The following is a 26,227-nucleotide window of genomic DNA, read 5'->3' on the forward strand; positions in this document are numbered from 1 at the left end:
TGTCCATCTCTTAATCAATAAAATTCTTGACATCCAAAGTCAAATATGTTAAATTTAATTTATAGGGTATAGGGGTATATACTATGTTTAATTTTTGATAATAAATACGGAGGCCAATATGACTAAGTTTGAATACGAAGTTTTAAATCTTGACTGTGCTGGTTGTGCAGGTAAAATCCAGGATAAAGCATCAAATATGAAAGGAGTTAAAGAAGCAACTATAAATCTGTATAAAAAAAGATTTGTTGTGGAAGCAGATGGTGACTATGATGAGCATAATTTTTTAAAAGAGATAAATATATTTGCTGATGCAATAGAACCAGGAACTAAAATACTTCCTCTTTCTGATAACCTTTTTGAGGAAGAAAATAACGATAAAATTGAAGATGAAGAAAAGGCAGGAAAAAAAGAACTATTTCTTATTATCTTTGGAGTAGTTGCATTTATAGCATCAATAGTAGCTGGTTATTATAGTGAAACTACTAAACTGTCACTGGCTATTTTTGCTTACTTAATACTTGGTATAGATGTTATTGTACATTCACTTAAAAACTTAAACAAAGGAAATTTTATGGATGAAAACTTCCTTATGACAATTGCCACTTTAGGAGCATTTTATCTTGGAGAAACTAACGAAGCTGTTGGAGTTATGCTATTTTACAAAATAGGTGAGTTTTTCCAAAGTAAGGCTGTATCAAATTCGAGAAAATCAATAAAAAAGCTTTTAGATATAAGACCAGAATATGCAAATATATTAAATGGAGCAGGAGAATTAATTCAGGTATCTCCTAAAACTCTGAAAATTAATGATTTGATAATTGTTAAATCTGGAGAAAAAATTCCTGTTGACGGGATAATTACCAAAGGGACAAGTTCTCTAAACACATCTGCTCTTACTGGTGAGTCACTTCCAGTAGATGTTACTATTGGAGATAATGTGCTTAGTGGTAGTTTAAATGGAAATGGTACTTTAGAAATAAGAGTTACTACTCTATTTCAAAATTCAACTGTAAGTAAGATTATTGAAATGGTTGAAAATGCAGGAAATAAAAAGGCAAAAGCTGAAAAATTTATAACAAAGTTTGCAAGATATTACACTCCAATAGTGGTAATTCTCGCACTTACTGTAGGACTTGGAATTCCACTAATATTTGGAAACTTCAATATGTGGTTTGGTAGAGCTCTGATATTTTTAGTTATCTCATGTCCTTGTGCCCTTGTATTATCAGTACCACTTACTTTCTTTAGCAGTATTGGCCAGGCATCAAAACAGGGTATACTTATAAAAGGGGGAAACTATCTAGAAGCTCTAAATTATGTCGATGCAGTTGTATTTGATAAAACAGGTACACTTACAAAAGGAAAATTTGCTATAGATAGAATTGAAGCAGTAGGTACAGATGAAAAAGATTTACTTAAAACTGCTCAGATAGGTGAATTTTATTCATCACACCCTATTGGAAAAGCAATTCTTCAACAGAAAGATAGAGGTATTGATGAAACTCTTATTAACGGATACAATGAACTAAGTGGTTTCGGAGTAACATCTTATTACAATAACCAGATAATTATGGTTGGAAATTATGAACTGATGAAAAAATACAATATAAAAGCTGAAGAGAAAGAATATCCTGGAACAATTATATATGTAGCAAGAGACAATGAGTTTTTAGGATATATCTATATATCTGATGAAATAAAAGAGGATTCTGCAGAAACTATCTCTTCACTTAAAAAGTATGGTATCGAAAGTTTTATGCTAACTGGTGATAATGCATCTATTGGAAAGAGTGTAGGAGAAAAACTAAAGATACAGTTATCAAATATATTTACAAATCTTCTACCACAGGATAAAGTTGCTAAGCTTGAAGAGATTAAAGCTTCACATAAAAATAACGTGGTATTTGTTGGGGATGGGGTAAATGATGCTCCTGTATTATCACTTGCAGATATTGGTATAGCTATGGGAGGCAGTGGTAGTGATATAGCTGTTGAATCAGCTGACGTTGTAATAATGAAAGATGAACCATCAAAAATATCTGATTTATTAAAAATTGCTCATATTAATAAAAAAGTAGTAATGGAAAATATTGTATTTGCACTTGGTGTAAAGATAATAGTTATGATACTTGGTGTCTTTGGAATTGCAAATATGTGGATGGCAATATTCGCAGATGTAGGTGTTTCTCTTCTTGCTGTTATCAACTCTTCATGGGGTGTAAATAGATACTTTAAAAAATAAAAACAAAGAGGCTGGTGTAGATTAATAAAAATTAAAATTCTCGGCATTAGAAATAATTACGTTATTTATGCAGCGAAACAGAATACTGAAAATTTGACTGTTTGAACGAAGTGAGTTTCAAATTTTCTTTCTGTAAGCAATATAAATAGGAACTATTGATAGCTTAGAGAATTTTATTTTTATAATTTTAGATTTACACCAACCTCTTTTATATACTATTTTTCTTCAATTAAATATTGTTTGCATCTATTATATGCTTCGTTATTTACTATTGCAGATATTTTAATTCCCTCTGGTTCAAATTCTTCAGATTCAACAATTGCATTTCTATGTAGATATGCACTCATAGAAGTATCAGAATATGGGATTAAATACTCACAAACTCTTGTTTTCTGAGGTAATTTTTCAACTATTACATCAAGAAGCTTTTCTATATTAATATTATTTTTAGCACTTATTTCAACTACTGTATAAAGATTAAATTTTTCTCTTAAAATTGCAAGTTGCTCTTCAGAAGCCATATCACATTTATTTAATGCTAAAATCATAGGTTTATCTTTGGCATTTAACTCATCTAATACCTTTTCTACAGCATCTATCTGCTCTATCACTGTATCACTTGATGCGTCTACAACATGGACGATTAAATCAGCAAAACTTACCTCTTCCAATGTCGATTTGAAGGCTTCAACAAGGTCATGAGGCAGTTTTCTTACAAATCCAACTGTATCTGTTATAGAAGCAATTCTTTTATCAGGAAGATAAATTGCTCTTGTTGTAGTATCCAAAGTGGCAAACAACATATTTTCAGCAAAAACAGCTTCTTTTTTAGAAGTATTATCAGCTGGATAAATGTCTGATAGTAAGTTTCTTAATGTTGACTTACCTACGTTTGTATAACCTACTAATGACACTTTAGGAATACCAGATTCCTCTCTTTTTTCTCTTTGAACATTTCTATTTTTTCTTATTTTTTCAAGTTCCTGTTTTAATGCATGTATATTATCCCTGATTCTTCTTTTATCTATCTCAAGTTTCTTTTCTCCAGGTCCTTTAGTTCCAACTCCTCCACCTGTTCTTGACATTGTAGTACCAAGACCTAAAAGTCTACCACTTCTATATTTAAGTTGTGCAAGTTCTACCTGTATTTTAGCTTCTCTTGTCTTAGCTCTTCTGGCAAAAATTTCAAGTATAAGTATTGTTCTATCTATTACTTTACAGCTTGTTATCTCTTCAAGATTTCTTACCTGAATACCATTTAATTCGTCATCAAATATAATTAGATTTGCTCTTTTTAACTGTCTAAACATTGATAATTCCTGAGCTTTACCAGAACCTATAAAGAAACATGGATCAGTTTTAATCTTATTTTGCATAAACTGTCCGACTACCTCAACATTACATGCTCTTGCTAATTCTGCAAGTTCATCTAAGCTCTCTTTATTTCCAAGTCCAACAAGAATAGCATACTCTTTATCATCTTCAACAACATCTCTATTTTTTATAAGTTCTTCAGCATAAAGTATCTTATCCATCATAGGATAATTTAGAGCCTCTTCCAACTTTAACGGGTGTGTTGTCTCATATGTAAGCTGATTATCTTCAACATTACAAAATCCCATTGTTATTCCTGTGATTTTATCCTCATTAATACCAATTGCTGCAATACAGTCAAGTTTTAATTTAATAAGAGCTGATATATCAATATTAGATAGTCTTGCACTTCCACTTGGATGTGTATGAATAACCCTTATCCCTGCAAGTCTTTTTTCTCTTACATCCATTATTGGCAGTTGAACACTTCCGCTATCTCCAATTGATATCTCTATTACATTCCCTTTTCTATCTATTGCAATATTTATCTCTCTATTTATCTTATTACTGATGTCAGCAATAGTATAAAGCATCTCTTCCTCTATCAATTTGCTTTTTGTTACCTGAACCTCATGTAAAGAATCCAGTTCGTTTAATATATATTCTTTAATTCCGTCTATATTTCCTTTTATCATCTTCTCAACTCCATATCAATCTATTATTTGATAAACAATAGTATATACAAGGTATCATACCATTTTTTCCATGATTTTAACAATATTTTTATAAAAATATCTTAAACTTTTCCATAATAAATGTGCAAACAAAATATTTTAATTTGCTATTCAAAATTATTGACAACAAAATAAAATAGTTGTAAAATCAATTATCAAAATATCATTGGGAGGTTATATGAAAAAAATATTATTAAGTTTATTTATTGTAAGTGGTCTTACTGCTCTTGCTGGAGAGTACAGAGATGGACTTTACAGAGGAGTTTTTGTAAGTGGACAAGAAACACAGGTTGAAGTACAATTTAATTTAAAAAATGATATTATCTCAGCACCAAAATATAGAACTCTTTTTTACAAAGGACAGGATTATTTAAAAACTGATTCTTTAAAAGATCAAAAAGATAGATTTGAAGCAGCTCTTAAATCTACTGAAGGACAAAAGTTTAAACCTGCTCTTGAGACACTTTATACTCCTGGTGATATACCTAGGGCTGGTGCTTCTGTAAGAGCAAGTAAAATTAGAGCAGCTATGCAAAATGCTGTAAACAGTGGAGTTTATAAACCAGAATAAATATAAAAAAATCTTGAATTTAATATTTCAATGTGCTATATTCTATCAAAGGGAATGAAGTTCTCCCTTGGTAAAACCAAAACCGCTGATTAGCTGATGACTTCTGTTAAAAGCAGAGTTATCAGCTTTTTTATTTATTCTATTATGAAAGAAGGAGAAAATCATGTTATTCAGTCTTGCATTAATTTTTATTTTAGGAATGATTTTAGGAAGCATATTTAATAAATTAAAACTTCCATCTCTACTTGGAATGCTTCTTACTGGTATTATCTTAGGTCCATATATGTTAAATCTTCTATCTCCAGATCTTCTACATATTTCTGCTGATTTAAGAAAAATAGCTCTTATTATAATTCTTACAAGAGCTGGTTTAAATTTGGATATTAACGATTTAAAAAAAGTAGGACGGCCAGCAATATTAATGTGCTTTGTCCCCGCTTTATTTGAAATTACAGGAATGCTCATTCTTGCACCAAAACTGCTTCACTTATCATTTATTGAAGCTGGTATATTAGGAACTGTAATTGCTGCTGTATCACCTGCAGTAATAGTACCAAAAATGCTAAAGGTAATGTCTGAAAATTACGGTACTAAAAAAAGTATTCCACAAATGATTATGGCTGGAGCTTCTGTAGATGATGTCTTTGTAATAGTATTATTCACAGCTTTTACAAGTCTTGCAACTGGAGGCAGTGTTACACCTCTGGATTTTGTTAAAATTCCTACTTCAATTATATCAGGACTTGCTGTAGGAGTTATTATTGGAAAAATTTTATGTTCAATATTTGCAAAGATACATATGCGTGACAGTGCAAAAGTTCTTATTATTTTAAGTATATCATTTCTTCTGGTGACAGTTGAGAATAAAATAACTGGACCATTTGGTTTTTCAGGACTTCTGGCTATAATGGCAATAGGTGGAACTATTCAAAAATGTAGAAATCAAGTTTCTATTAGACTTGCTCAAAAATATTCAAAATTATGGGTAGCTGCTGAAATATGCCTATTTGTATTAGTTGGTGCTACTGTTAATTTAAAATTTCCAATTGCAGCTGGTTTTTCTGCAGTATTACTAATTTTTGCTGTCCTTATATTCAGAGTAATTGGTGTACTTTTATGTGTAACTGGGACAAAGCTTAATTCTAAGGAAAGAATATTTACTATGATAGCATATACACCTAAAGCTACTGTACAAGCTGCTATTGGTTCTATTCCGCTTTCTATGGGACTAGCTTGTGGGAATGTAGTCCTTACAGTTGCTGTCCTTTCTATAATGATTACAGCTCCTTTAGGAGCATTTGCAATAGATATGCTATACAAGAAACTTTTAACAAAATAATATAAAAATGCACCCTGTCTCTTAGCCAACTAAGAGTACGGGGTGCATTATTTTTACCAATTGTGATGGTGTCTACCTATTCTATATATACCATAACCAGCTCCACCTATCAAAGCAGAGTCAATTAACCAGTTTCTTCTTCTTTCCTCTTGCAATCTCTTGTAAGATATCTCTTTTTCAAAATTTAATTTTTCTCTTTCAAGATTTAAATATTCATTTTGAAAATATAGCTGAATTTCTTCTTTTGAGGGCATATTGAGTTGTCTCTCCTGCTCTCTATCTTTCTCAACCATTTTTTTATATTCAGAATATTTTTTTATTCTCTCATTTACCATTTCATCAGTTGTAACTTCCTTACAATACACAGAAGCAGATAGAACTAAAAGTAAGAGACATAATATTTTTTTCATTTTATCACCTCTACAGAAATCCATAAAACCGTTTCTATGATTATAAAGTCATTCCACCAGTTACTTCAATAACTTGTCCAGTTATAAATGAAGATTCATCACTTGCTAAGAATAATGCTGTATTTGCAATATCGTCAGCTGTTCCTAATCTTCCTAATGGAGTTCTTTCTAACATTCCTTCTATTGTTTTTTCTGATAATACATCAGTCATAGCACTTTGAATAAATCCTGGTGCTATACAGTTAGCTCTAATTTGAGCTCCTTTTCTTGCAAGTTCTTTTGCCCAGCATTTAGACATTGATACTACTCCACCTTTTGTTGCTGCATAGTTAGTCTGACAGATATTTCCATAAAGACCAACTACTGAAGATAGTGTAATTATAGATCCAATCTTATTTTTTGTCATTACAGGTGCTACAGCTTGTGTTATATTAAACACACCTTTTAAGTTAACATTAATTACAGCATCCCATTCATCTTCACTCATTCTTCTTAAGAAGTTATCTTTTGTAATTCCTGCATTATTAACTAGAATATCAATTTTTCCATATTCATCTGTAATTTTTTTAACAAATGCTTTTATTCCTTCTCTATCTGTAACATTTAAAATTTCATGTCTTACATTAGGTTGAGTAAATTCAGCTGGTCCCATATCACAAGATATAACCATCATTGCTCCTTCTCCAGCAAATTTTTCTACAATTGCTCTTCCAATACCTCTTGCACTTCCAGTTACTACTGCTACTTTTCCTTTTAATCTATCCACTATAAATCCTCCTCGCATTTTTTATTTTTTACGCTATATACCTGTATTATATCATAAGATTTTTAATTCTAGCAAGTTGATATTTTTTATCCATTTTATTGAATTAATCGTTAATATATCGTATAATATAAAGATAAAGTGATTGGGAGGACTTATGAAGATATTGACGACTTTGATTTCACTATTTTTTTTATGCAGTGCTTTACTTATAACAGCACCAGAGAAATATTTGAAAACATATCATGCTAATGGGCAATTACAAAATAGTATATCTATAAAAGAGAATAAAAAAGATGGACCTTTACTAAGTTATTTTGAAGATGGTAAAATAGCAGTTAAAGGTTTTTTTAAAAAGGATAAAAGAGATAAACAGTGGATTTTTTATGATAAAAATACTGGAAAGATTTCTGCGATAGAAAATTATAAAGATGGACTGTTAGAAGGTCAACAGTATTACTATCACAAAAATGGAAAAATCAGAACAAAAGGTGAATATAAAGCTGATGAAAGAACTGGTTTTTGGCAGGTTTATGATGAAGATGGAAACTTAGAAATGCAAAACATTTTTCTCGATGGTGAAAAAGTTGTAAGTGTAGCTATGTATGAACCAAATGGTAAGATTTCTTCCTCAGGTTTTTTAAAAAATGGTCAACGTGAAGGAGAATGGAAATACTTTGATGAAGAGGGTGCTCTTCTCTACGATGTAACATATGAAAATGGTGTACGAAATGGCGAATGGAAAGCGTATACTAAGGATGGAAAAATACTCATTACAGGATTTTATAATAATGGAGTAATTTTAGGACTAGAATAAAAAGCTGTGCTCCCTATAATAATATAGGGTTTGCACAGCCTTTTTTGTTTCTATAGATATATACTTTTTTTATACTAGAAGATTACTCTTAATCCAAGTCCTATTCTTCTATTTTTACCTTTTGTATCATAACCAATATTTGCAGTAACTCCATATCTTTCATTGTCTATACCTATACTTAAGTCGGTTCTGACATTTCCTCTTCTGTCTTCTTTTTCACTTCTTAGTTTATACCAATCAGCAGTTGTTTCTCTTACTCTTGCTTTATTATGTCTATCATTTAATTCACCAAGTTCATCTTCATAAGCTACATTAAGTTTTGTACTTAGATAATACTTATCATTTAAAATATGTTTATATCCAAGTTCTCCACCAATTTCTGGTCTTACTGATAGGTAATCATTTCCCTTAATTTCAAGTTTTACCTCTCCAGATTTTTCTTTGATATCTGAGTATCTTCCATATTCGGCTTTTACTGCTCCATATAGTTTGAAATTTGTAGATTCAGTCATTCTGAAGTTCTTACTTAACTCATTTCTAAGAGCTACTCCATAAGACCAGTAATCTGATTTTGCACCGAATATTTTATCTACTACTAGATATTTTCTGTCCATCTTATTATATCCAACAAATCCTTCTCCAGATATTGTCCAGTTCAAGCTGTTGTTATAATCAAATGGCACTGACTTAAATACTCCAAACTTACCTTGAAGTTGTTTTTCTTTAGATTTACCAATGTCTTTAAATTTGAATCTATTTTCTACAAGTCCTGCATACCAACCTGAAGTGTCTCCAAGTTTAAGTGTTTCATTTTCTCCTAAATATGCTACACCATATGCATCACTCTTGTAGTCTATTATTCCAGCAGTATCTGTTGAGTATTCTCCATTCATTCCAAATACTTTGACTTTATTAGAGTCTTTTGACATTGTACGCCATTCATCTTTTAGATATTTGAACTCTTTATCAAGTATTCTTCCTGTATCGTAAATTCTTTGTTCAACATTTGCATATTGATGTCCCATCATCTCATCTACTGCCTGATTGAATAAAATTTCCTCATTTTTTCCGATTCCATTAATTTTATTAAATAGTTCCTTTTCTTTCGAACCTAAACTATTCATACCATATCTTTGTTCCAATCCATCCAGGAAGTTGTATGTATTTTTATCTCCAGAAAACTCTGTATAAGGAATCTTTCTCATATAAAGTTTCTTGATTGTACCGTTATTTTTATCAAGTGTTGCTGTAGCCATCCATGTTAATCCTGCAGAGTAAACATTCCATTTAGATACATCAATGTTATTTAAAATTGATTGATTGTAAGGTTCAAGTATTCTGCTATCTTCAACTACTATAGCCTTACTGTTTGTATCCATTACTGCCTCTGTACCAACTAATAGATCTGCTTCTTCTGTCAGTTCTGCTAAGTTTTCTATTGGGTTAGTAAATCTGATTCCTGATGTATCCACATATATTCCTATTGAGTTTGCAGATACTGTTCCAGGTTTTACTCCCTTTGCTATAACAATTTCTGGTTCCTCTATTACTATTCCTTCAGGTGTCTGAAGTTTAATAACAGCTTGTATAGCTTCAGCAGGTGCCTCTATTGTTACAGGTCCCACTGTTTTACTTGTTGCTCCTGTACCGTTATGTGTTTTCTTAGCTGTTCCACCTACAGTTATCGTACCGTAGTTTTTAAGAGTTCCACCTTGTAGGTATACTCCTTGTCCACCTTTAGAATCTATATTTATTGTTCCTTCGTTTTCTAGAACTGCTCCTTTGTGTAGGTATACTCCTGTAACATGTTTGTAGTTTCCACTTCCAGTTGTGATAGTTCCTTTATTTATAACTTTAGCATCCTCTTCAGCATAGATACCTATTGTATGGTCTGCATCCAAAACTATTGTTCCTGTATTTGTAGCAGTACTTCCTGACTGAGTAGCAAACATTCCCACACTGTGTTTTCCTTTTACTTCAATACGACCTTTATTTTCTATAATTCCTGTAGTAGGATGTCCACCATTTTCTCCATTAACTCCTGCAGCCATACCTATAGAGAACAGACTGTCGTGAACATTTGTTTCCCCAACTATAAGTTTACCAGTGTTTACTGCTTTTGCTCCATTAATAGTGAACATACCGATGTTTCCAATACCATTTCTAAGATCTATTGTTCCACTATTTGAAGAGTTACCTACAGAGTAAATACCATAGTTTCCACCACTGCTTCCAATGTTTGAAATATTTGCACTGTTTTCTATTGTTCCAGTATGGTCAGTAGAGAATATAAATACTGAGTCAGTTGCAAGTTTTACATCTGTAACATTAGTTTTTACACTGTTTCCACTACCTTTATTAACAACACCAAATGATTCTTTACCAATTACCATAGTTGGCATATCGTTAATCTCTATTCTTTTGTTTTGTCCCAATGCATAGATTCCAGATGCTCCATTTTGTCCAACTTCTACAGAGCCAGACACTGCAACATTTCCATCTAGAGAGTAGATTCCTATACCTTTCTCTCCAGCTTTGATAATTCCAGTACTTGTAATATTACCTTTTCCATATATTCCAACAGAGTTATTTCCAACTTGTATAGAAGATCTGTTTGAAACTGTACAACCATTTGCAAATATACCTATATTAGGTTTTGTAATAGTTGTAGCATCACCTAAAGTGATATTTCCACTATTTATAATGGAAACATTTTCTCCTGCAATTCCAATTTCATTTGCAGTTGAAGTTCCTGTTATATTACCTGTATTTGTAAATGTTCCAGCTCCATCTACATAGATTCCTATAAGTTTTCCATGTCCTGCATTATCCAGAGTAATATTTACATTGTTTGTACCATTAGTTTCAGCAGCCATATTATATGATATTGCAGTTCCTTGAGCATCTACAGCTCCAGAATATCTGTATTTGAAAATGTTATTGCTGTTAGTTGATTCAGCAATCGAATTACCAGTTAGATAAATTCCAACTCCCTTTTGTTTGGTTTCAATTGTATAATCATTATTAAATACAACCTTACTGTTTTCACCTTGAATACCTATACTTCCTATACCTGCTGTGATATCTGAATTTCCACCTACATTTACAGTGATTACTCCACCATTTCGTCCTCTTACTGCTATACCAATACTTGTATCTTTTATCTCAATCTTTCCACTATTTAAAACTGTTACATCTGACCGAGGTCTACCTGAGTTATTATCTGCATATATACCTATTGAATCATTACCAGAGATCTTGATATTTCCAGCATTTATAATATCAATTGGTTTTACTGTAGAACTAGCATCTAAACCAAAATCAAATTGTTCATTTGCTTTAACTGATGAAACTATACCATATCCTTTTCCTGATATCTCTATTGATCCTGTAGCACTGTTTTCAATTTTACTTCCATTTGTACCAAAGATTCCAGTTCCAGTATCAACTTTTATCTCTTTATTATTTTTAACTATTCCATAGTTTACAGCAAGTGCAGCTGTTTTATCAGTTGTTCCACCAGTTATATCAACAGTTCCCTCATTTATATATCCAGTTTGATTGTTATCTGACTGTGATGCACCTTTATTTGATGAAACAGTTAATCCTTTTCCAGTTGTTGAATAAATTCTCTTACCAGGATTAATAGTAACAACATCTCTTTCCATCTTAACACTATTGAATCCATCCAGCTTATCACTTAAATCAACATCTGTATCGATAGCTATCTTACCATTGATGTAATACAAAGAGATATTCTTTTCTGGATCTTCTAATATCAGATCTTTAACTTTCATATCAGTTTTAAGTTTAGCTGGTAAGTCATATATTCCATTCCAAGTAATATCCTCTCCATCTCTTATCTTTGTTAATTCTGCATCTTTTGATAGGTTAAGAGTTACTTTACCCATTCCCTCATATTTAGCTGAATCTTTAGAATCTGCTGCATAATTAGTTGCATCTTCTACAGAACTCAAACTATCTTCTATAGGAATGAAACCGTTTGTCATAACTACGTTAGTATCTTTATCAAATTTAATCTTAGGTATAGGGCTTGATTCATCTTGAATTGCATAGAATGGTATTGAGTCTCTCGATGCTCCATCACCAACTGTAATCGTACCACCACCAAATTTTATCTCTCCACCATTTTTTGCAAATAGTCCAACAACTTTATCTCCAACAGTGATTTCATTATCTGCTCCGTTTAATTCTACTTTACCTTTTTCAAGAGCATGAGCACCTGAACCATAGATTTCACTCTTACCAGATATTACAATCTTAGAATTTTCACCAGTAGCATAAGCACCGATGTTTTTCTTCAAGTAAGGTTTTGTATCTATGTCATTTTCAGCCCATTCATCTTTTGCAGTAACTGTTCCATCAATATTGATTTCTCCACCAGCTTTAGCATAACTTATTATTGAACCATAACCAAATGCTTTTGTATTTTTAGCATTGATAATTCCACCCTCTGCTGCATATGTAACAGGGTAGTATTCAATATCCCCTATTTTTTTATATCTGGCACTTGTATTTACATCTAATCCAAAATAAATTACACTTTTCTGATCTCTAAATGCATTTACAGTTTCTTCAGACATAGGTGTATATCCATCACCAGGAGTAGTTCTTGTAGTTGAATCCCCCCAGTTACCTTTTGCATATGCAAAAATAGTTCCAGTAGCTGCCTCATTTACTGCATCATTATATGAAGATTTGACTTTTGTAGCTTCTCCATAGTCTGTAATAGTTTCTGTTCTAAGTGCTACTCCACCTTTCTCTTTAGGAGTAGATGTGTTTACACCTGTTACTGCAACATCTATCTCAGTACCTCTATCTGCAACCAGTCCAAGGTTCTTCAATGAGTATTTACCAAATACCATATTAATATCATTAACATATAATCCATGGATTTCATCAAGGTCAGCCCAAGGAGTCAGCTCCTGACCAAGGTCTCTACTAGGTGTAATTTTTACTGTTTTTTCTGTTCCATCTGTAGCTTTTACTTTAACTTCCCCTCTCTGTCCAGATTGACCAAGTAATACTGCAACGTTTTCTACATATTTATTGTTTCCTTTAACCTCTACCTTATCACCAGCTTCGTTGGTAGTTATTATAGTATTACCTATGTCTGTTTGTTCCTCAGCAAGTTCTCCAGTAGCTGTATCCAGAGCTAGTTTATTTCCTACAATAGCTTTTGCATTTATTTCACCTTGATAAATACCTATTTTAGTTTGCTTCCATAACTTATCCCATTTTGCTCTATCATATGTAAATTTATATTCATCTGGAATTTTATATCCAGTTTTACCATCATTTATATACCATGAAACCATTTTCCATCCATCACGTATAAATACAGTTGTTTTGGGATATTCCTTTGTTCCATCTGGTAACAAATCTGAGAAAAAATATCCAACGTTACCATCACCATAAATCTCTGGAGATGATTTCAGATTGATTATCGGTGTCATTCCTGTTCCATACTGATCACGCACTCTTGCAATATATGCTCCTTTTTCCTTACCTACATCTATTATTTTTTGTAGGTTAGGTGCATATCCTAAATATGAGAAAATCAGGTTTTCTGATCCTTCCATTTTAAATGTACCTTCTGGAGAGATATTATAGCTTCCCACAATACCTACAGTTGAAAAAATTGTATCATGTCTATATTTAACATCTACGTCCAGTCCACCAATAAAGGCTCCTCTTTGATATGGTGCGTGATAACTCCAACGTCCATTTTCCTGTCTATATGGAAAAATTTCATAATAAATACCTATACCGTCTACAGGGAAGAAGTAGAAAACAGTAGCGTCATCCCCTTTAATATCAACTGTAGTATCTTTAAAGGCAAACTTAGGAACCTGCCATGCCTCCAAAGCAAAGGCTGCTGTTTTATCATATAAAGTAATATGAAGGTCATCAAATCTTGCATTCCAAACGTGGTGTATCGCTTCCATTCCTTCCTGATCATTGACTTTATGTACCTCAACATCTTTTATTTTCTTACCAGTTTTAGGATCTATATTACTTATACTAGTTTTATCCCATGGATCTGTTCCTAAAATTCCATCATATGTTTCAATTGCTTTTTTATTTATTCCACCTTGGCTATCATATATATAGTATTTTACATGAGTATGATCTTCTGCACCTTCCAGTTCTCCATTTGGTCCTTTATCCTTACCTGGTGGATCAATAGTCATATCCCAGAAACTAAAACCTGTAAATGGTTTTGTATTAGGTTCTGGTAGTTCAAGTGGTATCTTGATTTCTTTTATTACTGGTGGTTCCAGGCTCTTTCTTACTTAAGCTGCATATCAGGGATATTTCCCTTTGTAACCTCTATCTTTGGAAGATCAACTGTGATTTTGTTATCATTGAAAACTCTAGGTTTTACAGCAACGTTTACTTCAAAACCTACAATTGGTTCTATAGCTTTTTCATCTACAGCAATTCCATAGTTTAAATCTAAACCTTTTCTATTTGATGATAAAGCACTACCAAACATAGTGTTAAATTTAAGTTTTGAGTACTGTGAACTTTCTACTGCAATTGATCTTATTATCTTATCGTTGCTTCTGGCAAATATTCCTTCATATGGATATTTTTTATTTTTATCTCCTCTACCTTTGTAAGCCCCTTTATAATTATCCTGCACGTAGTTTAATCCAAACTGCCAGCTACTCCAAGGTGATTTTACTACCTGATCCCCCTGTTCCATAAGCTGGATAAGCTCCAACTTGGCACCTTTCAATTTTTTACTATTCTTATCTTTTATAGTTTTAAGAGATTCTTCCAAGTTTGTTGCCTTATCATGTATCTCTTTACCTGTTAATATATTTTCCTGTGAAAAAGCATTGGTTCCTAACATTGCAAAAGACACGACCAATGCTGTAGAATAACTAATAGTTTTGCATCTTTTAGCTATTGAACGTATACTATTTTTTAGATTCTCAAAATTATTAACCATCTTTCTCCTCCATTATTTATTTGAAATCTTTTCTAAATGCAGCTCAACTCTTCTGTTTGCTGCTCTTCCTTCTGGTGTTTTATTTGTAGCTATAGGGTCTGCATCTCCAAATCCTTTTATTTCTATAATATGTTCTACTGGAAGACCAACCTCTATAAGTTTATCTTTAAAACTTTCAGCTCTTTTTAATGATAAAGATAAGTTGTACTGTTTAGTACCTATTGAGTCTGTATATCCATATATTTTTAGAGCAAAGTTATTTTTTATAATAAAATCTTTTAGCTCTTCAATTAAAGGGATATACTCATCTCTAATATTCCATTTATCAAATCCAAAATTCAAAGTTTCTTCATCTAAAAGAAGTGCAATCTTTGGTATTGTTACATCAACATTTTCTATTTCAAGAGCATTTATTCTGATACTGTTTTTTCTCATCTCAGTTGTTGTTAGCTTTTGAAATCCATAGCTTGAAATAGAAAGTATAAGCATTAGAAAGAACACCACTATTTTTGTTGATTTTCTAACCATTGTTCAGCCTCACTTTCCAGAGGTTTAAACTCTGTTGAATACTCTATTTTTCCCTCATCTACAAGTTTATCAAGGTTTTTTGAATCACTTATACCCTTATTATTACTTAAATATTCTTCTATATGATTTAATCTTTCTGTATTATACTCAACTACCTTCTGATTAGTACAAGCTCCAGCTACTACTAATGCTACAACCATCATAATCACCTTTTTCATAATATCCTCACAATCCCTTTCCTAGTAATCTGTTCTCTTTTTAAACTCATTTAGCTCTTTTTCCATAGCATCTATTTTTTCATTTGCTGCATCGTAATCTTCTATATCCTTATTAATCTCATTAACTCTCTTTTTAATTCTTTGTATCTCAACATTCATTTTTTCACTGTCAGTCATGTTTTTTAATTTTTCTCTTTTTTCCCGTTCCAGCTTTTTCTTTTCCTCTTCGTCTTTTTTTCTCTCTTCTAAGGCTTTTCTTTCTTCCTCTTTCTTTGCTGCTTCTATTCTTCTATCAGCTTCTTTCAGGAGTCTTTCCTTTGCCTCATCTGCATAAGAAATACCTGATATTAGAAATAAAGTACTTAGTAATAAAATTATTTTTTTCATTATCTTTCCTCCAACTTATCTTTATTTAATCTCTCCTTATGCTTTAATATATCTTTTTCCTCTCTTGCTACACTTCTTACTACTCTTTCGTAGAAATTAACCTTTTCATTTGCTAGCTTCTGTGTTTCTCTCAATTTTTCAATTTCAGTTTGAGGTTTCTTTTTACTCTCTTCTTCTACTTTTTTCTTCTCTTTTAGATACTCATTTACAGCATTCTCTGAACTGACATTCAGATTTTCTACTTTTACTTGCTTACTTTTCTTTTCTTGTTTTTGTTCTTTCTCAATTTGTTTTTCTTCTTCAATTTTTGCTTCTCTCTTAATTTTCTCTTCATACTGTATTTTTTCTCTTACTCTTTCAAGTGCAGCCATTTCATCTTTCCTTGTTTTATCCTCTACATTAGAATTAGAGCATGATGTTCCAAGTAGGTCAAGAAACAGGCATAGTAATATAATACTTTTTCTCATTTACTTCCCCCCTTACTCCAATATAGATAATAGTCTATTTAACTCATTAAGTTTAGCTTCATCATCAGAAATCTTTTTATCAAGTTTTCTATAGTAATGTTCATACTCTTTAGCAAGTTTTTTGTACTCATCTCTATGCCATCTGATTTCTGAATCTCTTTTCAGCTTTTCCAAAGTCTTTTCTTTTCCCTCACTCTGCAATTTCAATTCCTGCAGCTCTTTTTCTAAACTTACTTTCTCCCCTTTAAATTCTGCTACCTTCTCAGCTTCTTTCTTTTGCAGTTCCTGATATTCAGTTTCCATGCTGGCAACTGTATCTATATTTGCATAGATACTTAAGCCACATATTGCGAAAACTCCAATCAATATTTTTTTCACTATAACACCACCCTCGCTCCTTTAATAATTTATTTCTTCAAACCTGTCTCCTATTTAGAAATTATAATTACGAACAAGCTTTTCCTTTTAATAACACAATTTTATCACTTTTTAGACTTTTTATAAAGAGGTATTAACACTTTTTTATTTTAAATTATTAATTTTTATACATTAACTTCTAAATAAAAACATCCAAAATAAACAATTTTCATATAAAATGTTCTATAATAATCTATTTTCTTAAATTTTAAGGCTATATATTTTTTATATTTAGACATATTTTAGACATATTAGTTCTGTTGATTTTAGTTCAATAACAAAAAAACTGTGCTCACTATGTATAAACATAGTTCTGCACAGCTTTTTTATATTTCTATACTGACTTTATCTCCAATTTTAAAATTTTTACTCTTTTCTCCATAGATACTCACACATACTTTTTCTTTTTCATCACGTACTATAAAGAATGTATGACTGCCCATAAACTCTTTTGAAATAACTTTCCATTTACCATCACTTGCAAAATCCATTTTAATATCTTCAGGTCTTACTATTTTCTTTTCTCCATTATCTTTAATAAAATTTACCTTTCCAATAAAATCAGCAACATACTCATTTGATGGTTTATAATATATCTCCTCTGGAGTTCCTATCTGTTCAATTATTCCATCTCTCATAATAACTATCTTATCAGAGATACTCAAAGCCTCTTCCTGATCGTGAGTTACAAATATCATTGTTATCCCAAGTTTTTTCTGCAATGCTTTGAGTTCTTCTCTCATATTTATCTTTAATTTTGCATCAAGATTACTAAATGGCTCATCTAAAAGCAATATCTTAGGAGAAAGTACCAAAGCTCTTGCTAAAGCAACCCTCTGCTGCTGTCCACCACTTAGCTCATGAATTGAACTTTTCTCATATCCCTTTAGTCCAACTATCTCAAGATACTTACTGGCTAACTCTTTCTGCTCTTTTTTATTCTTATTTTTATACTTCAGTCCATAACCAATATTCTCTATTACATTCATATGAGGAAAAAGTGCATAATCCTGAAATACAGTTGAGATATTTCTTCTTTCAGGTGGAATATTTGTTATCTCCTCATCTTCAAGATATATCTTTCCATTATCTGAATTTAAAAAACCACCTATAACATTTAGTAAACTCGTCTTTCCACATCCACTTGGGCCTAAAAAAGATACAAGTTCACCCTTTTCAAGATTAAATGAGATGTCACTTATCCCTTTTTCATTTTCAAATCTCTTTTTAATATTTTCAACTCTAAAATACATTCATCTCTCCTATATAATCAGCTATATCCTTTTTGCAGCTTTAGACACAATCACATTTAATGTAAAAGTAATAAGCGTTATTGCAATAGCTACAATAGATGCAACACCATATTCTCCCTGAGCAACGTAATTAAATAACAATACAGTTGCAACGTTGGCTCCTGGAGAAATAAGGAAAATTACTGCTCCAATTGTTGTCATAGTTGCTATAAAACAGTTGATAAATGAGATTAAAAATGCAGGTTTCAATGCTGGAAGAATAATATCAATAAATATATTCATCTTTCCTGCTCCTAAATCTCTTGCTGCCTTTTCAATATTTGGATTTATCTTTTCAAGAATTGCATCTCCAGTTTTAATTCCAATACTCACCTGTCTAAATAGGCAGTTTAATATAACTATGGCTGCTGTACCTGTAAGAACCAGCCATCCACTGTGAAATGCAAGAATATATCCAAGTCCAAAAAACGTTCCTGGAATTATATATGGAAGTGTTGCAAAAAACTCCACAACCTTAATAAACTTACCCTTCATATCTCTGTTGTAATAAGCTATCAATATGCCAATAATAGCTGAGAAAAATCCAGCAATAAAGGCATATATTATTGTTCTTACAAATACCTTTATTCCACTCATTTTAAACTTTTCCAGATATTCAAGTGTGAACTCAATTCCATGTGATGTAGAGTTATAAAATCCAGAAAAAAGTATTGTTCCATACTGCAATAATACTATTACAACAAATAACCATGCTGCCATTCCTAATACAAGTTTTAATAAAAATGGAATCTCAAAAGAATTATCACCTAAGCCATTCTTTTTATTCTCACTGAAAAAGGTTGAGTTTTTCAATAATATTTTTCTATATAAAAGAAAAGCAATAAGTGCCGGAATAATTAACAGTAAAGTCATTGCAGCAGCTTTTTGCATATTTCCCTCTCCAATTACAGTAAGGTATGCCTCAGTAGCTAAGGTACTTTCACGTCCACCTATAATAATTGCACTTCCAAAATCTGCAAGACTCTTTGTAAAGATTATAAAGAATACTCCTACAAATGGAGAAACTGATAGTGGTAAAATAACTCTTTTTACAGTTTCCCACGGAGTGGCACCTAATGAACGTGATGCTGCAATAAGTGAATAATCAACATTTTTAAAAATCTCATATAGCATAAATGCTGCAAAGGATACCTCTCCTAGTATCTGTAACATCACTATTCCATGTAGTCCATAAGGGTTCATGTGAAGTCCCAAGATTTTATATGTTATAAGACCTCTTCTTCCAAATAGCATAATATACGAAATACCAAAAATAAATGGTGGTGATATCATTGAAAGCATCAGCAGATAGTAATAGAATTTTTTTATAATTTTTCCTGAAAAAATCATATAAAAAGCTATAAAACTACCTAATATAGATGTTATCAGTGCTGAGAAAAATGAAGTTTTAAGAGAATTAAAAAGTAACTGATAGTTATCTTTAAATATCCCATGATAAAACTTCAGTGTAAACTCACCATTATCAATAAAACTTGTCCTTATAATTTGATAAATGGGATAGAAGCAAAACGCAACTATCCCACTGATTACAGAAAGAAATATCAATTTGTATAATAGATTATCTTGCTTTATTTCCAAATCTCTTATTCCATTCATTTAATACCTTTTCTCTTTCATTTCCTAACTCTTCAATATTAATATTAATTAACTTAGACATATCCACATCTTTAATCTCTTTTGGAGTTGGTACACCATTTCTAACCATTGCTCTAGGATCTTCATTTCTTATAGCAATTTGTCCCTTTTCAGAAAGTGCCCAGTCAACAAATTTCTTAGCTGAGTCCATATTTTCAGCATTTTTAAATATAGCCATTCCAGCTGGAACCCAAGGAATCATATCTTCTGGGTAGATTGTAGTTACTGGATATTTCTTTTCCATTAGAATAAATTCTCCAGACATAGGAATTACTGCTACTGCAAACTCTCCTGAAACAACTTTCATTGGTGGTTCTCCACCTCTTTTAGCTAAAAATGGAATGTTTTTGTTTAACTCTTCAAAATATTTCCAAGCTTTATCATTTCCCATTTTTTGAATCAAATTATCAACAAAAGCATAGTTAGTACCTGATATTGCAGGATTTGCCATTATAACTTCATCTTTGTATTCTGGTTTTGCAATGTCTGCCCACACTTTTGGCATTGGTAATCCTTTATCTTCAAGTATCTCATTATTTACCATAAATCCAACTAGCACTAGAGATACACCTGACCAGTATCCATCTTTATCTCTATATTTTAAAGGAACTTCTTTCATTTCAGGTGAAATATATTTTTCAAGTAACCCTTTATTTTTTGCTGTTATAAAGCTGTCAAGTCCGCCACCAAACCATACATCTGCTGATGGTTTACCATTTTCTGCCTGTATCTTTGATAATACCTCTCCAGATGACATATCAATAAAATCCACTTTAATTCCAGTATCTTTTGTAAACTGCTGGAATATCTTTTCCTTTCCTCCATAAGCTGCTACTACTTTTAAATTTTCTCCAAATAGGTTAAAACTTAATAAACCTAATAATGCTAAGAATAAACTAAGTGTTTTCTTCATAATTTTCAGATAGTTTTTACTATCCATTCCCTCCTTTTTTATAATTTTACATACATATTATTTCTGTATGCAAGTGGTTTACATTTATTTGTTTTAAGAGCCTCAATTAGCTCTTTTACATTGTTTACTCTGTAAGGTAATAATGTTGCATAGATACCAACCTTTTCAATTATATGGGCATCACTGGAACCTAAAACCTGTACTCCTGTTTCATTTGCTGCTTTTACAGCAAGACCATTATGATAATCTGTGGTACTTCCATTATACCCTTCTACTGCAGTTAGACCTTTTACTTTGTATAACTTGTCTTCTAAACCTCTGTTGTTAGTCCTATATGGATGTGCTGCAGTACAAGTTCCACCAAAGCTATGAACATAATCTATAAATTCCTGTGCATTCATCTGTTTTTCAGGTAATCTGTCTATACCAAAAGCTACAATATCACCATCAGTTGTTAAATATTCCACCCCAGGAAATATTGGAAAATCATATTTTTTTACAAGTTCCTCTATCTCATCTTTTACATCAACATTTTCATGGTTAGTAAGAGCTATTCCATCTAACCCTTTTCTCTTTGCTTCTTTTACAATCTCTTCTATTGACATGTGACTGTCAGGAGAATATTTGTTGTCATGTATATGCAAATCTACTTTCATTATTCTCTCCTTTTCCTAATTCTTCGAACCTCCCTTATTATATCAAATTTTCACAATAATTCATAATTTTTTTATCAAATTTCCACTAAAAAAATCATGATTAACTGCAAAAAAATAGTGCCAGAAATTATTTCTGACACTATCTTAATATATGTGTGTGTATTAATGGTCTTATCTATAGAGAATTCCTATATCTCTTCTCATATATTTATCTTTAAAATCTATTTTATCAGCATCTGCATAAGCTTTTTTTCTTGCTTCATCAAGATTTTTTCCAAGAGCTACAACATTTAAAACTCTTCCACCATTTGTAAGAAGTTTTCCATCTTCTGATTTTGCTCCTGCTACAAATGTCATTCCATCTACTTTATCAAGTCCTGTTATCTCATACCCTTTTGCATATTTCTTAGGATATCCACCTGATGCAAGTACAACACAGCAGGCTGATTTGTCACTCCATTTAACATCCAGAGTATCTAATTTTTTCTCAAGACCTTTTTGAAGTATCTCAATAAAATCAGATTCAAGTAATGGAAGTACAACTTGAGTCTCAGGATCACCAAGTCTCATATTATATTCCAGAAGATAAACTCCTTTTTCAGTTATCATAAGTCCAAAGAATATGAATCCTGCAAAATCCATTTTTTCCTCTTTTATTCCTTTAAGAGTTGGATTTAATATATCTTTTAGAAAAGTGTCATAGACATCTTTAGTCACATATGGATTAGGAGCTATTGTCCCCATTCCACCTGTATTAAGACCTGTTTCTTTTTCTCCAATTTTTTTATGGTCTTTAGCACTTATAAAAGGCAGAATAACATTTGAATCTGTTACAGAAAGTATTGATGCTTCAACACCATCTAAAAATTCCTCTACTACTATTTCCTGTCCTGCATCATTAAATACCTTATCCACCATAATCTCATCAACAGCTTTTAGAGCTTCTTCAAGATTTTTACAGATAAGAACTCCTTTTCCTGCTGCAAGTCCACTTGCTTTTACAACTAGAGGAAAATCAGATTTTTTTATATACTCTTTTGCTTTTAGAGGATCCTTAAATATCTCATATGTAGCAGTTTTTATTCCATATTTTTTCATAAAATCTTTAGCAAATGCTTTAGATCCTTCAAGCATAGCAGCCTTTTTATCTGGACCAAATATTTTTAAACCTGCAGCTTTAAATTTATCTACAATACCATCAACTAAAAGTTCTTCACTTCCAACTATTGTAAGGTCAATTTTATTTTTAACTGCAAAATCTAAAAGCTCTTCTGTTCCCTTTAAATTTACATTTTCTCCTTTTTCTAAAAGAGATATTCCTCCATTTCCTGGAGCACAATATATTTTTTCTACATCTTTATTTTCACTTATTTTCCAGCAAATGGCATGTTCTCTTCCACCACTACCAACTACAAGTACTTTCATCTATTCTCTCCTTAATAATTAGTGTTTGAAATGTCTCATTCCTGTAAATACCATGGCAATTCCATTTTCATTACATGCATCAATAGATTCTTTATCTCTAATTGATCCTCCTGGTTGTATTATAGCTTTTATTCCTGCTTTTGCACAACTATCTACAACATCTCTAAATGGGAAGAAAGCATCTGATGCTAATATTGCTCCTTCTACTCTCTCTCCGGCTCTTTCTATTGCCTGGTTAGTTGGCCATATTCTATTTGTTTCTCCATTTCCTATTCCAATAGCCATTTTATCTTTTGCAACTACAATTGCATTTGATTTAACATGTTTTACTATTCTCATTCCAAATTCAAGATCACTCATCTCTTTAGGAGTAGGCTCTTTTTCTGTAACTACAGTGTAGTTGTTAGAAAACTCTTTATCTTCATCCTGAACAAGTATTCCACCATCTACTTTTACCATATTAAGTTTATCTTGAGGTTTTGTATTACATTTTATAACTCTTAAATTCTTTTTACTCTTTAATACTTCCAGTGCTTTTTCACTAAATCCTGGAGCTATAACAATCTCAAGGAAAATTTTAACAAGTTCTTTTGCTGTTGCCTCATCAACTTCTCTATTCAAAGCAACTATACCACCAAATATAGATACAGGATCACATTCATAAGCTTTCATATATGCTTCATATACATCTTTTCCAAGAGCCGCACCACATGGAGTAGAGTGTTTTAATCCACAGCATGCTGGTTCTTCAAATTCATTTGCAACTTTCCAAGCTACATCCATATCTCTTATATTATTAAAAGATAATTCTTTTCCATTTAGTTGTTTGAAGTTTTTCATAGCACCATTTTCAGTTGTAGATACATAATATGCTGCTTTTTGATGAGGGTTTTCTCCATATCTCAAATTCATAGCTCTCTCATAAGATAGACTTAGATATTTTGGCATCTCCTCTTCTAATAAGAAATTTGAGATAGCTGCATCATATGCTGATGTAAGATTGAAAACTTTTCCAGCCAATCTTTTTCTAGTTGCAAAAGTAACTTCCCCTTTTTCCATCTCTTCTTTAACTACTTTATAATCTTCAATATCACTTATTACAACAACATCTTTAAATGATTTTGCTGCTGATCTAAGCATTGTTGGTCCACCAATATCTATAAATTCTACTTTTTCCTCAAATGAAATATCTTCATTTACTTTTTTAAAGAAAGGATAAAGATTTACAACAACCATATCTATTGTGTCTATGCCTCTTTCTTTTAAAGTATTCATATGTTCCTTGTTATCTCTAATAGCAAGTATTCCACCATGAATAACTGGATGTAATGTTTTTACTCTTCCATCTAACATTTCAGGTGCCTTTGTAATAGAGGCAACTTCAATTACTGGAATCCCATTTTCCTTTAGATGTCTGTATGTTCCACCAGTTGATATTATCTCCATTCCTTTTTCAATTAGAAATTTTGAAAATTCAACTACTCCAGTTTTATCGTATACTGATATCAATGCTCTTTTCATTAACAAACTCCTCTACTTTCCATTATTATTTTTATCGATTGTGGAAGCAATTCATGCTCCTGAACAAGAACTCTTTTTTGCAGTGTGTCTGGTGTATCCCCTTCCAAAACTGGAACTCTTATCTGTTTTATAATCTCACCGCTATCTACACCTGCGTCAACAAAATGTACTGTGCAACCACTGACTTTTTCTCCTGCACCAATAACTGCCTCATGAACTCTTATTCCATACATTCCAGGTCCGCCAAATTTTGGTAAAAGAGATGGATGAATATTTATAATTTTTCCTTTCCATTTCTCTACAAAATCCTTATCGATAATTGATAAAAAACCAGCCAGGACAATTAAATCAACATTCTTTTCAGAAACTATCTTATCTATAGTTTTACACAGTTTTTCTTTTAGGATTTTTCTATCCAGGATATACCCCTGAATCCCAGCCTCTACAGCTCTTGTTACTCCGTAGCATTTTCTATCTCCAATTACCACTTCTATCTTACAGTTAAGCTCGTTATTTTTAACTTTATCAATGATAGATTGAAGATTTGTTCCTCCTCCTGAAACTAAAACTGCTATCTTAAACATAGACCTTTTTCTCCCTTTTGCACATATCCAATTTCATATGCATCTTCACCAAATTCTTTTAAATCTCTGATGACTCCATCTTTATCTTTAGGATCCACTACCAATACAAATCCTACTCCCATATTAAATGTACCATACATCTCATCTTCAGGTACATCTCCTTTTTTCTGAAGGTATCTGAAAATTTCTGGAACTCTTATTTTGTCTTTAAAGACAACAGGTTGATGTCCTTCACTTATAGTTCTAGGAAGATTTTCTGGTAATCCTCCACCTGTAATATGAGCCATTCCTTTAATATTATATTTTTCAAGTAATGATAAAACAGGTTTTACATATATTTTTGTAGGTGTTAACAGTGCTGCACCTATTGTAGTATCGTGATATTTTTCACTATAATCTGTAACTATCTTTCTAACAAGAGAGAATCCATTACTGTGCACTCCTGATGAAGGAATTGCTATTAAGATATCTCCCTCTTTTGTAGTGCTTCCATTTACTATTTTATCCTTTTCAACTACCCCAACACAGAATCCTGCAATATCATAGTCTCCTAGCTTATAAAAACCAGGCATTTCAGCAGTTTCTCCACCTATAAGTGCTGCTTCAGATTGAAAACACCCTTCAGCTACACCTGATACAAGATCTGCTGCTACCTCAGCTTCAAGTTTTCCACAAGCTAGATAGTCTAGGAAAAATATTGGTTTTGCACCATGGCATAATACGTCATTTACACACATTGCCACAGCATCAATTCCAACTGTATCATATTTTCTAGTTTTGAAAGCTATATCTAATTTTGTACCTACACCGTCAGTTCCTGAGACAAGTACAGGATTTTTATACCTTCCAAGTTCATACATAGCACCAAAACTTCCAAGTCCATTTAATACCTGTTTGTTTTGTGTTCTTGCTACTGCTTTTTTCATCAGTTCTACTGCTTTGTAACCCTCTTCCTTATCTACTCCAGCTTCTTTATACGAAATTGACATCT

The 26,227-nt window shown here is 31.9% G+C and carries 22 protein-coding genes and 1 riboswitch; of the genes, 4 read left to right on the top strand and 18 right to left on the bottom strand.

Annotated features, from left to right (window positions below; genetic code table 11):
• Positions 1 to 118 precede the first annotated feature (118 nt).
• On the top strand, positions 119 to 2,242 hold the full coding sequence (locus IX290_RS04110; RefSeq protein ID WP_211491950.1) for a heavy metal translocating P-type ATPase: 2,124 nt from the start codon (positions 119 to 121) through the stop codon (positions 2,240 to 2,242).
• A 215-nt stretch (positions 2,243 to 2,457) separates the two neighbouring features.
• Here the strand turns inward: IX290_RS04110 and hflX are convergent, their stop codons facing one another.
• On the bottom strand, positions 2,458 to 4,251 hold the full coding sequence (gene hflX / locus IX290_RS04115) for a GTPase HflX (protein WP_211491951.1): 1,794 nt from the start codon (positions 4,249 to 4,251) through the stop codon (positions 2,458 to 2,460).
• Positions 4,252 to 4,468: 217 nt separating this feature from the next.
• On the opposite strand from hflX, the gene IX290_RS04120 reads away from it, so the two are divergent.
• Together IX290_RS04120 and IX290_RS04125 are read left to right on the top strand one after the other, a co-directional pair.
• Complete coding sequence (locus IX290_RS04120; RefSeq protein ID WP_211491952.1) at positions 4,469 to 4,861, top strand: hypothetical protein; 393 nt, start codon at positions 4,469 to 4,471, stop codon at positions 4,859 to 4,861.
• A 41-nt stretch (positions 4,862 to 4,902) separates the two neighbouring features.
• Positions 4,903 to 4,974, top strand: a riboswitch (Fluoride riboswitch).
• Positions 4,975 to 5,024: 50 nt separating this feature from the next.
• Complete coding sequence (locus IX290_RS04125) at positions 5,025 to 6,200, top strand: cation:proton antiporter (RefSeq protein ID WP_211491953.1); 1,176 nt, start codon at positions 5,025 to 5,027, stop codon at positions 6,198 to 6,200.
• Between the two features lie 53 nt (positions 6,201 to 6,253).
• On the opposite strand, the gene IX290_RS04130 is transcribed toward IX290_RS04125, so the two are convergent.
• Both IX290_RS04130 and IX290_RS04135 read right to left on the bottom strand, forming a co-directional pair.
• Positions 6,254 to 6,610, bottom strand: a complete 357-nt coding sequence (locus tag IX290_RS04130; protein ID WP_211491954.1) for a hypothetical protein — start codon at positions 6,608 to 6,610, stop codon at positions 6,254 to 6,256.
• Between the two features lie 40 nt (positions 6,611 to 6,650).
• The gene (locus tag IX290_RS04135; protein WP_211491955.1) at positions 6,651 to 7,376 is read right to left on the bottom strand and encodes a beta-ketoacyl-ACP reductase; all 726 of its coding nucleotides are present in this window, start codon (positions 7,374 to 7,376) and stop codon (positions 6,651 to 6,653) included.
• Between the two features lie 154 nt (positions 7,377 to 7,530).
• Between IX290_RS04135 and IX290_RS04140 the strand changes: the two genes are divergently transcribed.
• Positions 7,531 to 8,190: a toxin-antitoxin system YwqK family antitoxin gene (locus tag IX290_RS04140; protein WP_211491956.1), complete on the top strand. Its 660-nt coding sequence runs from the start codon at positions 7,531 to 7,533 to the stop codon at positions 8,188 to 8,190.
• 74 nt (positions 8,191 to 8,264) lie between these two features.
• On the opposite strand, the gene IX290_RS04145 is transcribed toward IX290_RS04140, so the two are convergent.
• The 15 genes from IX290_RS04145 to purM all read right to left on the bottom strand — a co-directional run bounded on the left by IX290_RS04145 (position 8,265) and on the right by purM (position 26,225).
• The gene (locus IX290_RS04145) at positions 8,265 to 14,405 is read right to left on the bottom strand and encodes an autotransporter domain-containing protein (RefSeq protein WP_211491957.1); all 6,141 of its coding nucleotides are present in this window, start codon (positions 14,403 to 14,405) and stop codon (positions 8,265 to 8,267) included.
• 98 nt (positions 14,406 to 14,503) lie between these two features.
• Complete coding sequence (locus IX290_RS04150) at positions 14,504 to 15,172, bottom strand: autotransporter-associated N-terminal domain-containing protein (RefSeq protein WP_211491958.1); 669 nt, start codon at positions 15,170 to 15,172, stop codon at positions 14,504 to 14,506.
• 12 nt (positions 15,173 to 15,184) lie between these two features.
• Positions 15,185 to 15,700, bottom strand: a complete 516-nt coding sequence (locus tag IX290_RS04155; RefSeq protein WP_211491959.1) for an OmpA family protein — start codon at positions 15,698 to 15,700, stop codon at positions 15,185 to 15,187.
• Complete coding sequence (locus IX290_RS04160) at positions 15,676 to 15,918, bottom strand: hypothetical protein (protein ID WP_211491960.1); 243 nt, start codon at positions 15,916 to 15,918, stop codon at positions 15,676 to 15,678. The genes IX290_RS04155 and IX290_RS04160 overlap by 25 nt, the downstream gene beginning before the upstream one ends.
• Positions 15,919 to 15,939: 21 nt before the next feature.
• Entirely contained in the window at positions 15,940 to 16,305 is a 366-nt protein-coding gene (locus IX290_RS04165) for an FAD-I family protein (RefSeq protein WP_211491961.1), read from the bottom strand.
• Entirely contained in the window at positions 16,305 to 16,772 is a 468-nt protein-coding gene (locus IX290_RS04170; protein ID WP_211491962.1) for a hypothetical protein, read from the bottom strand. The genes IX290_RS04165 and IX290_RS04170 overlap by 1 nt, the downstream gene beginning before the upstream one ends.
• A gap of 12 nt (positions 16,773 to 16,784) precedes the next feature.
• Entirely contained in the window at positions 16,785 to 17,150 is a 366-nt protein-coding gene (locus IX290_RS04175; protein WP_211491963.1) for an adhesion protein FadA, read from the bottom strand.
• A 365-nt stretch (positions 17,151 to 17,515) separates the two neighbouring features.
• The gene (locus tag IX290_RS04180) at positions 17,516 to 18,442 is read right to left on the bottom strand and encodes an ABC transporter ATP-binding protein (protein ID WP_211491964.1); all 927 of its coding nucleotides are present in this window, start codon (positions 18,440 to 18,442) and stop codon (positions 17,516 to 17,518) included.
• 21 nt (positions 18,443 to 18,463) lie between these two features.
• Complete coding sequence (locus tag IX290_RS04185; RefSeq protein WP_211491965.1) at positions 18,464 to 20,098, bottom strand: iron ABC transporter permease; 1,635 nt, start codon at positions 20,096 to 20,098, stop codon at positions 18,464 to 18,466.
• Positions 20,061 to 21,077 (bottom strand): ABC transporter substrate-binding protein, encoded by a 1,017-nt coding sequence (locus IX290_RS04190; RefSeq protein WP_249168960.1) that lies wholly within the window; start codon positions 21,075 to 21,077, stop codon positions 20,061 to 20,063. Before IX290_RS04190 ends, IX290_RS04185 begins: the two co-directional genes overlap by 38 nt.
• A gap of 11 nt (positions 21,078 to 21,088) precedes the next feature.
• On the bottom strand, positions 21,089 to 21,706 hold the full coding sequence (locus IX290_RS04195) for a PHP domain-containing protein (RefSeq protein ID WP_211491966.1): 618 nt from the start codon (positions 21,704 to 21,706) through the stop codon (positions 21,089 to 21,091).
• A 171-nt stretch (positions 21,707 to 21,877) separates the two neighbouring features.
• On the bottom strand, positions 21,878 to 23,131 hold the full coding sequence (purD, locus tag IX290_RS04200; protein WP_211491967.1) for a phosphoribosylamine--glycine ligase: 1,254 nt from the start codon (positions 23,129 to 23,131) through the stop codon (positions 21,878 to 21,880).
• An 18-nt stretch (positions 23,132 to 23,149) separates the two neighbouring features.
• Positions 23,150 to 24,652: a bifunctional phosphoribosylaminoimidazolecarboxamide formyltransferase/IMP cyclohydrolase gene (purH, locus tag IX290_RS04205; RefSeq protein WP_211491968.1), complete on the bottom strand. Its 1,503-nt coding sequence runs from the start codon at positions 24,650 to 24,652 to the stop codon at positions 23,150 to 23,152.
• Complete coding sequence (gene purN, locus IX290_RS04210) at positions 24,652 to 25,236, bottom strand: phosphoribosylglycinamide formyltransferase (protein WP_211491969.1); 585 nt, start codon at positions 25,234 to 25,236, stop codon at positions 24,652 to 24,654. The genes purH and purN overlap by 1 nt, the downstream gene beginning before the upstream one ends.
• Complete coding sequence (purM, locus tag IX290_RS04215; protein WP_211491970.1) at positions 25,224 to 26,225, bottom strand: phosphoribosylformylglycinamidine cyclo-ligase; 1,002 nt, start codon at positions 26,223 to 26,225, stop codon at positions 25,224 to 25,226. Before purM ends, purN begins: the two co-directional genes overlap by 13 nt.
• Positions 26,226 to 26,227: the final 2 nt, after the last annotated feature.

Origin of the sequence: Fusobacterium sp. DD2 (assembly GCF_018205345.1) — a bacterium.
In the GTDB taxonomy this organism is placed as follows: Bacteria; Fusobacteriota; Fusobacteriia; order Fusobacteriales; family Fusobacteriaceae; genus Fusobacterium_A.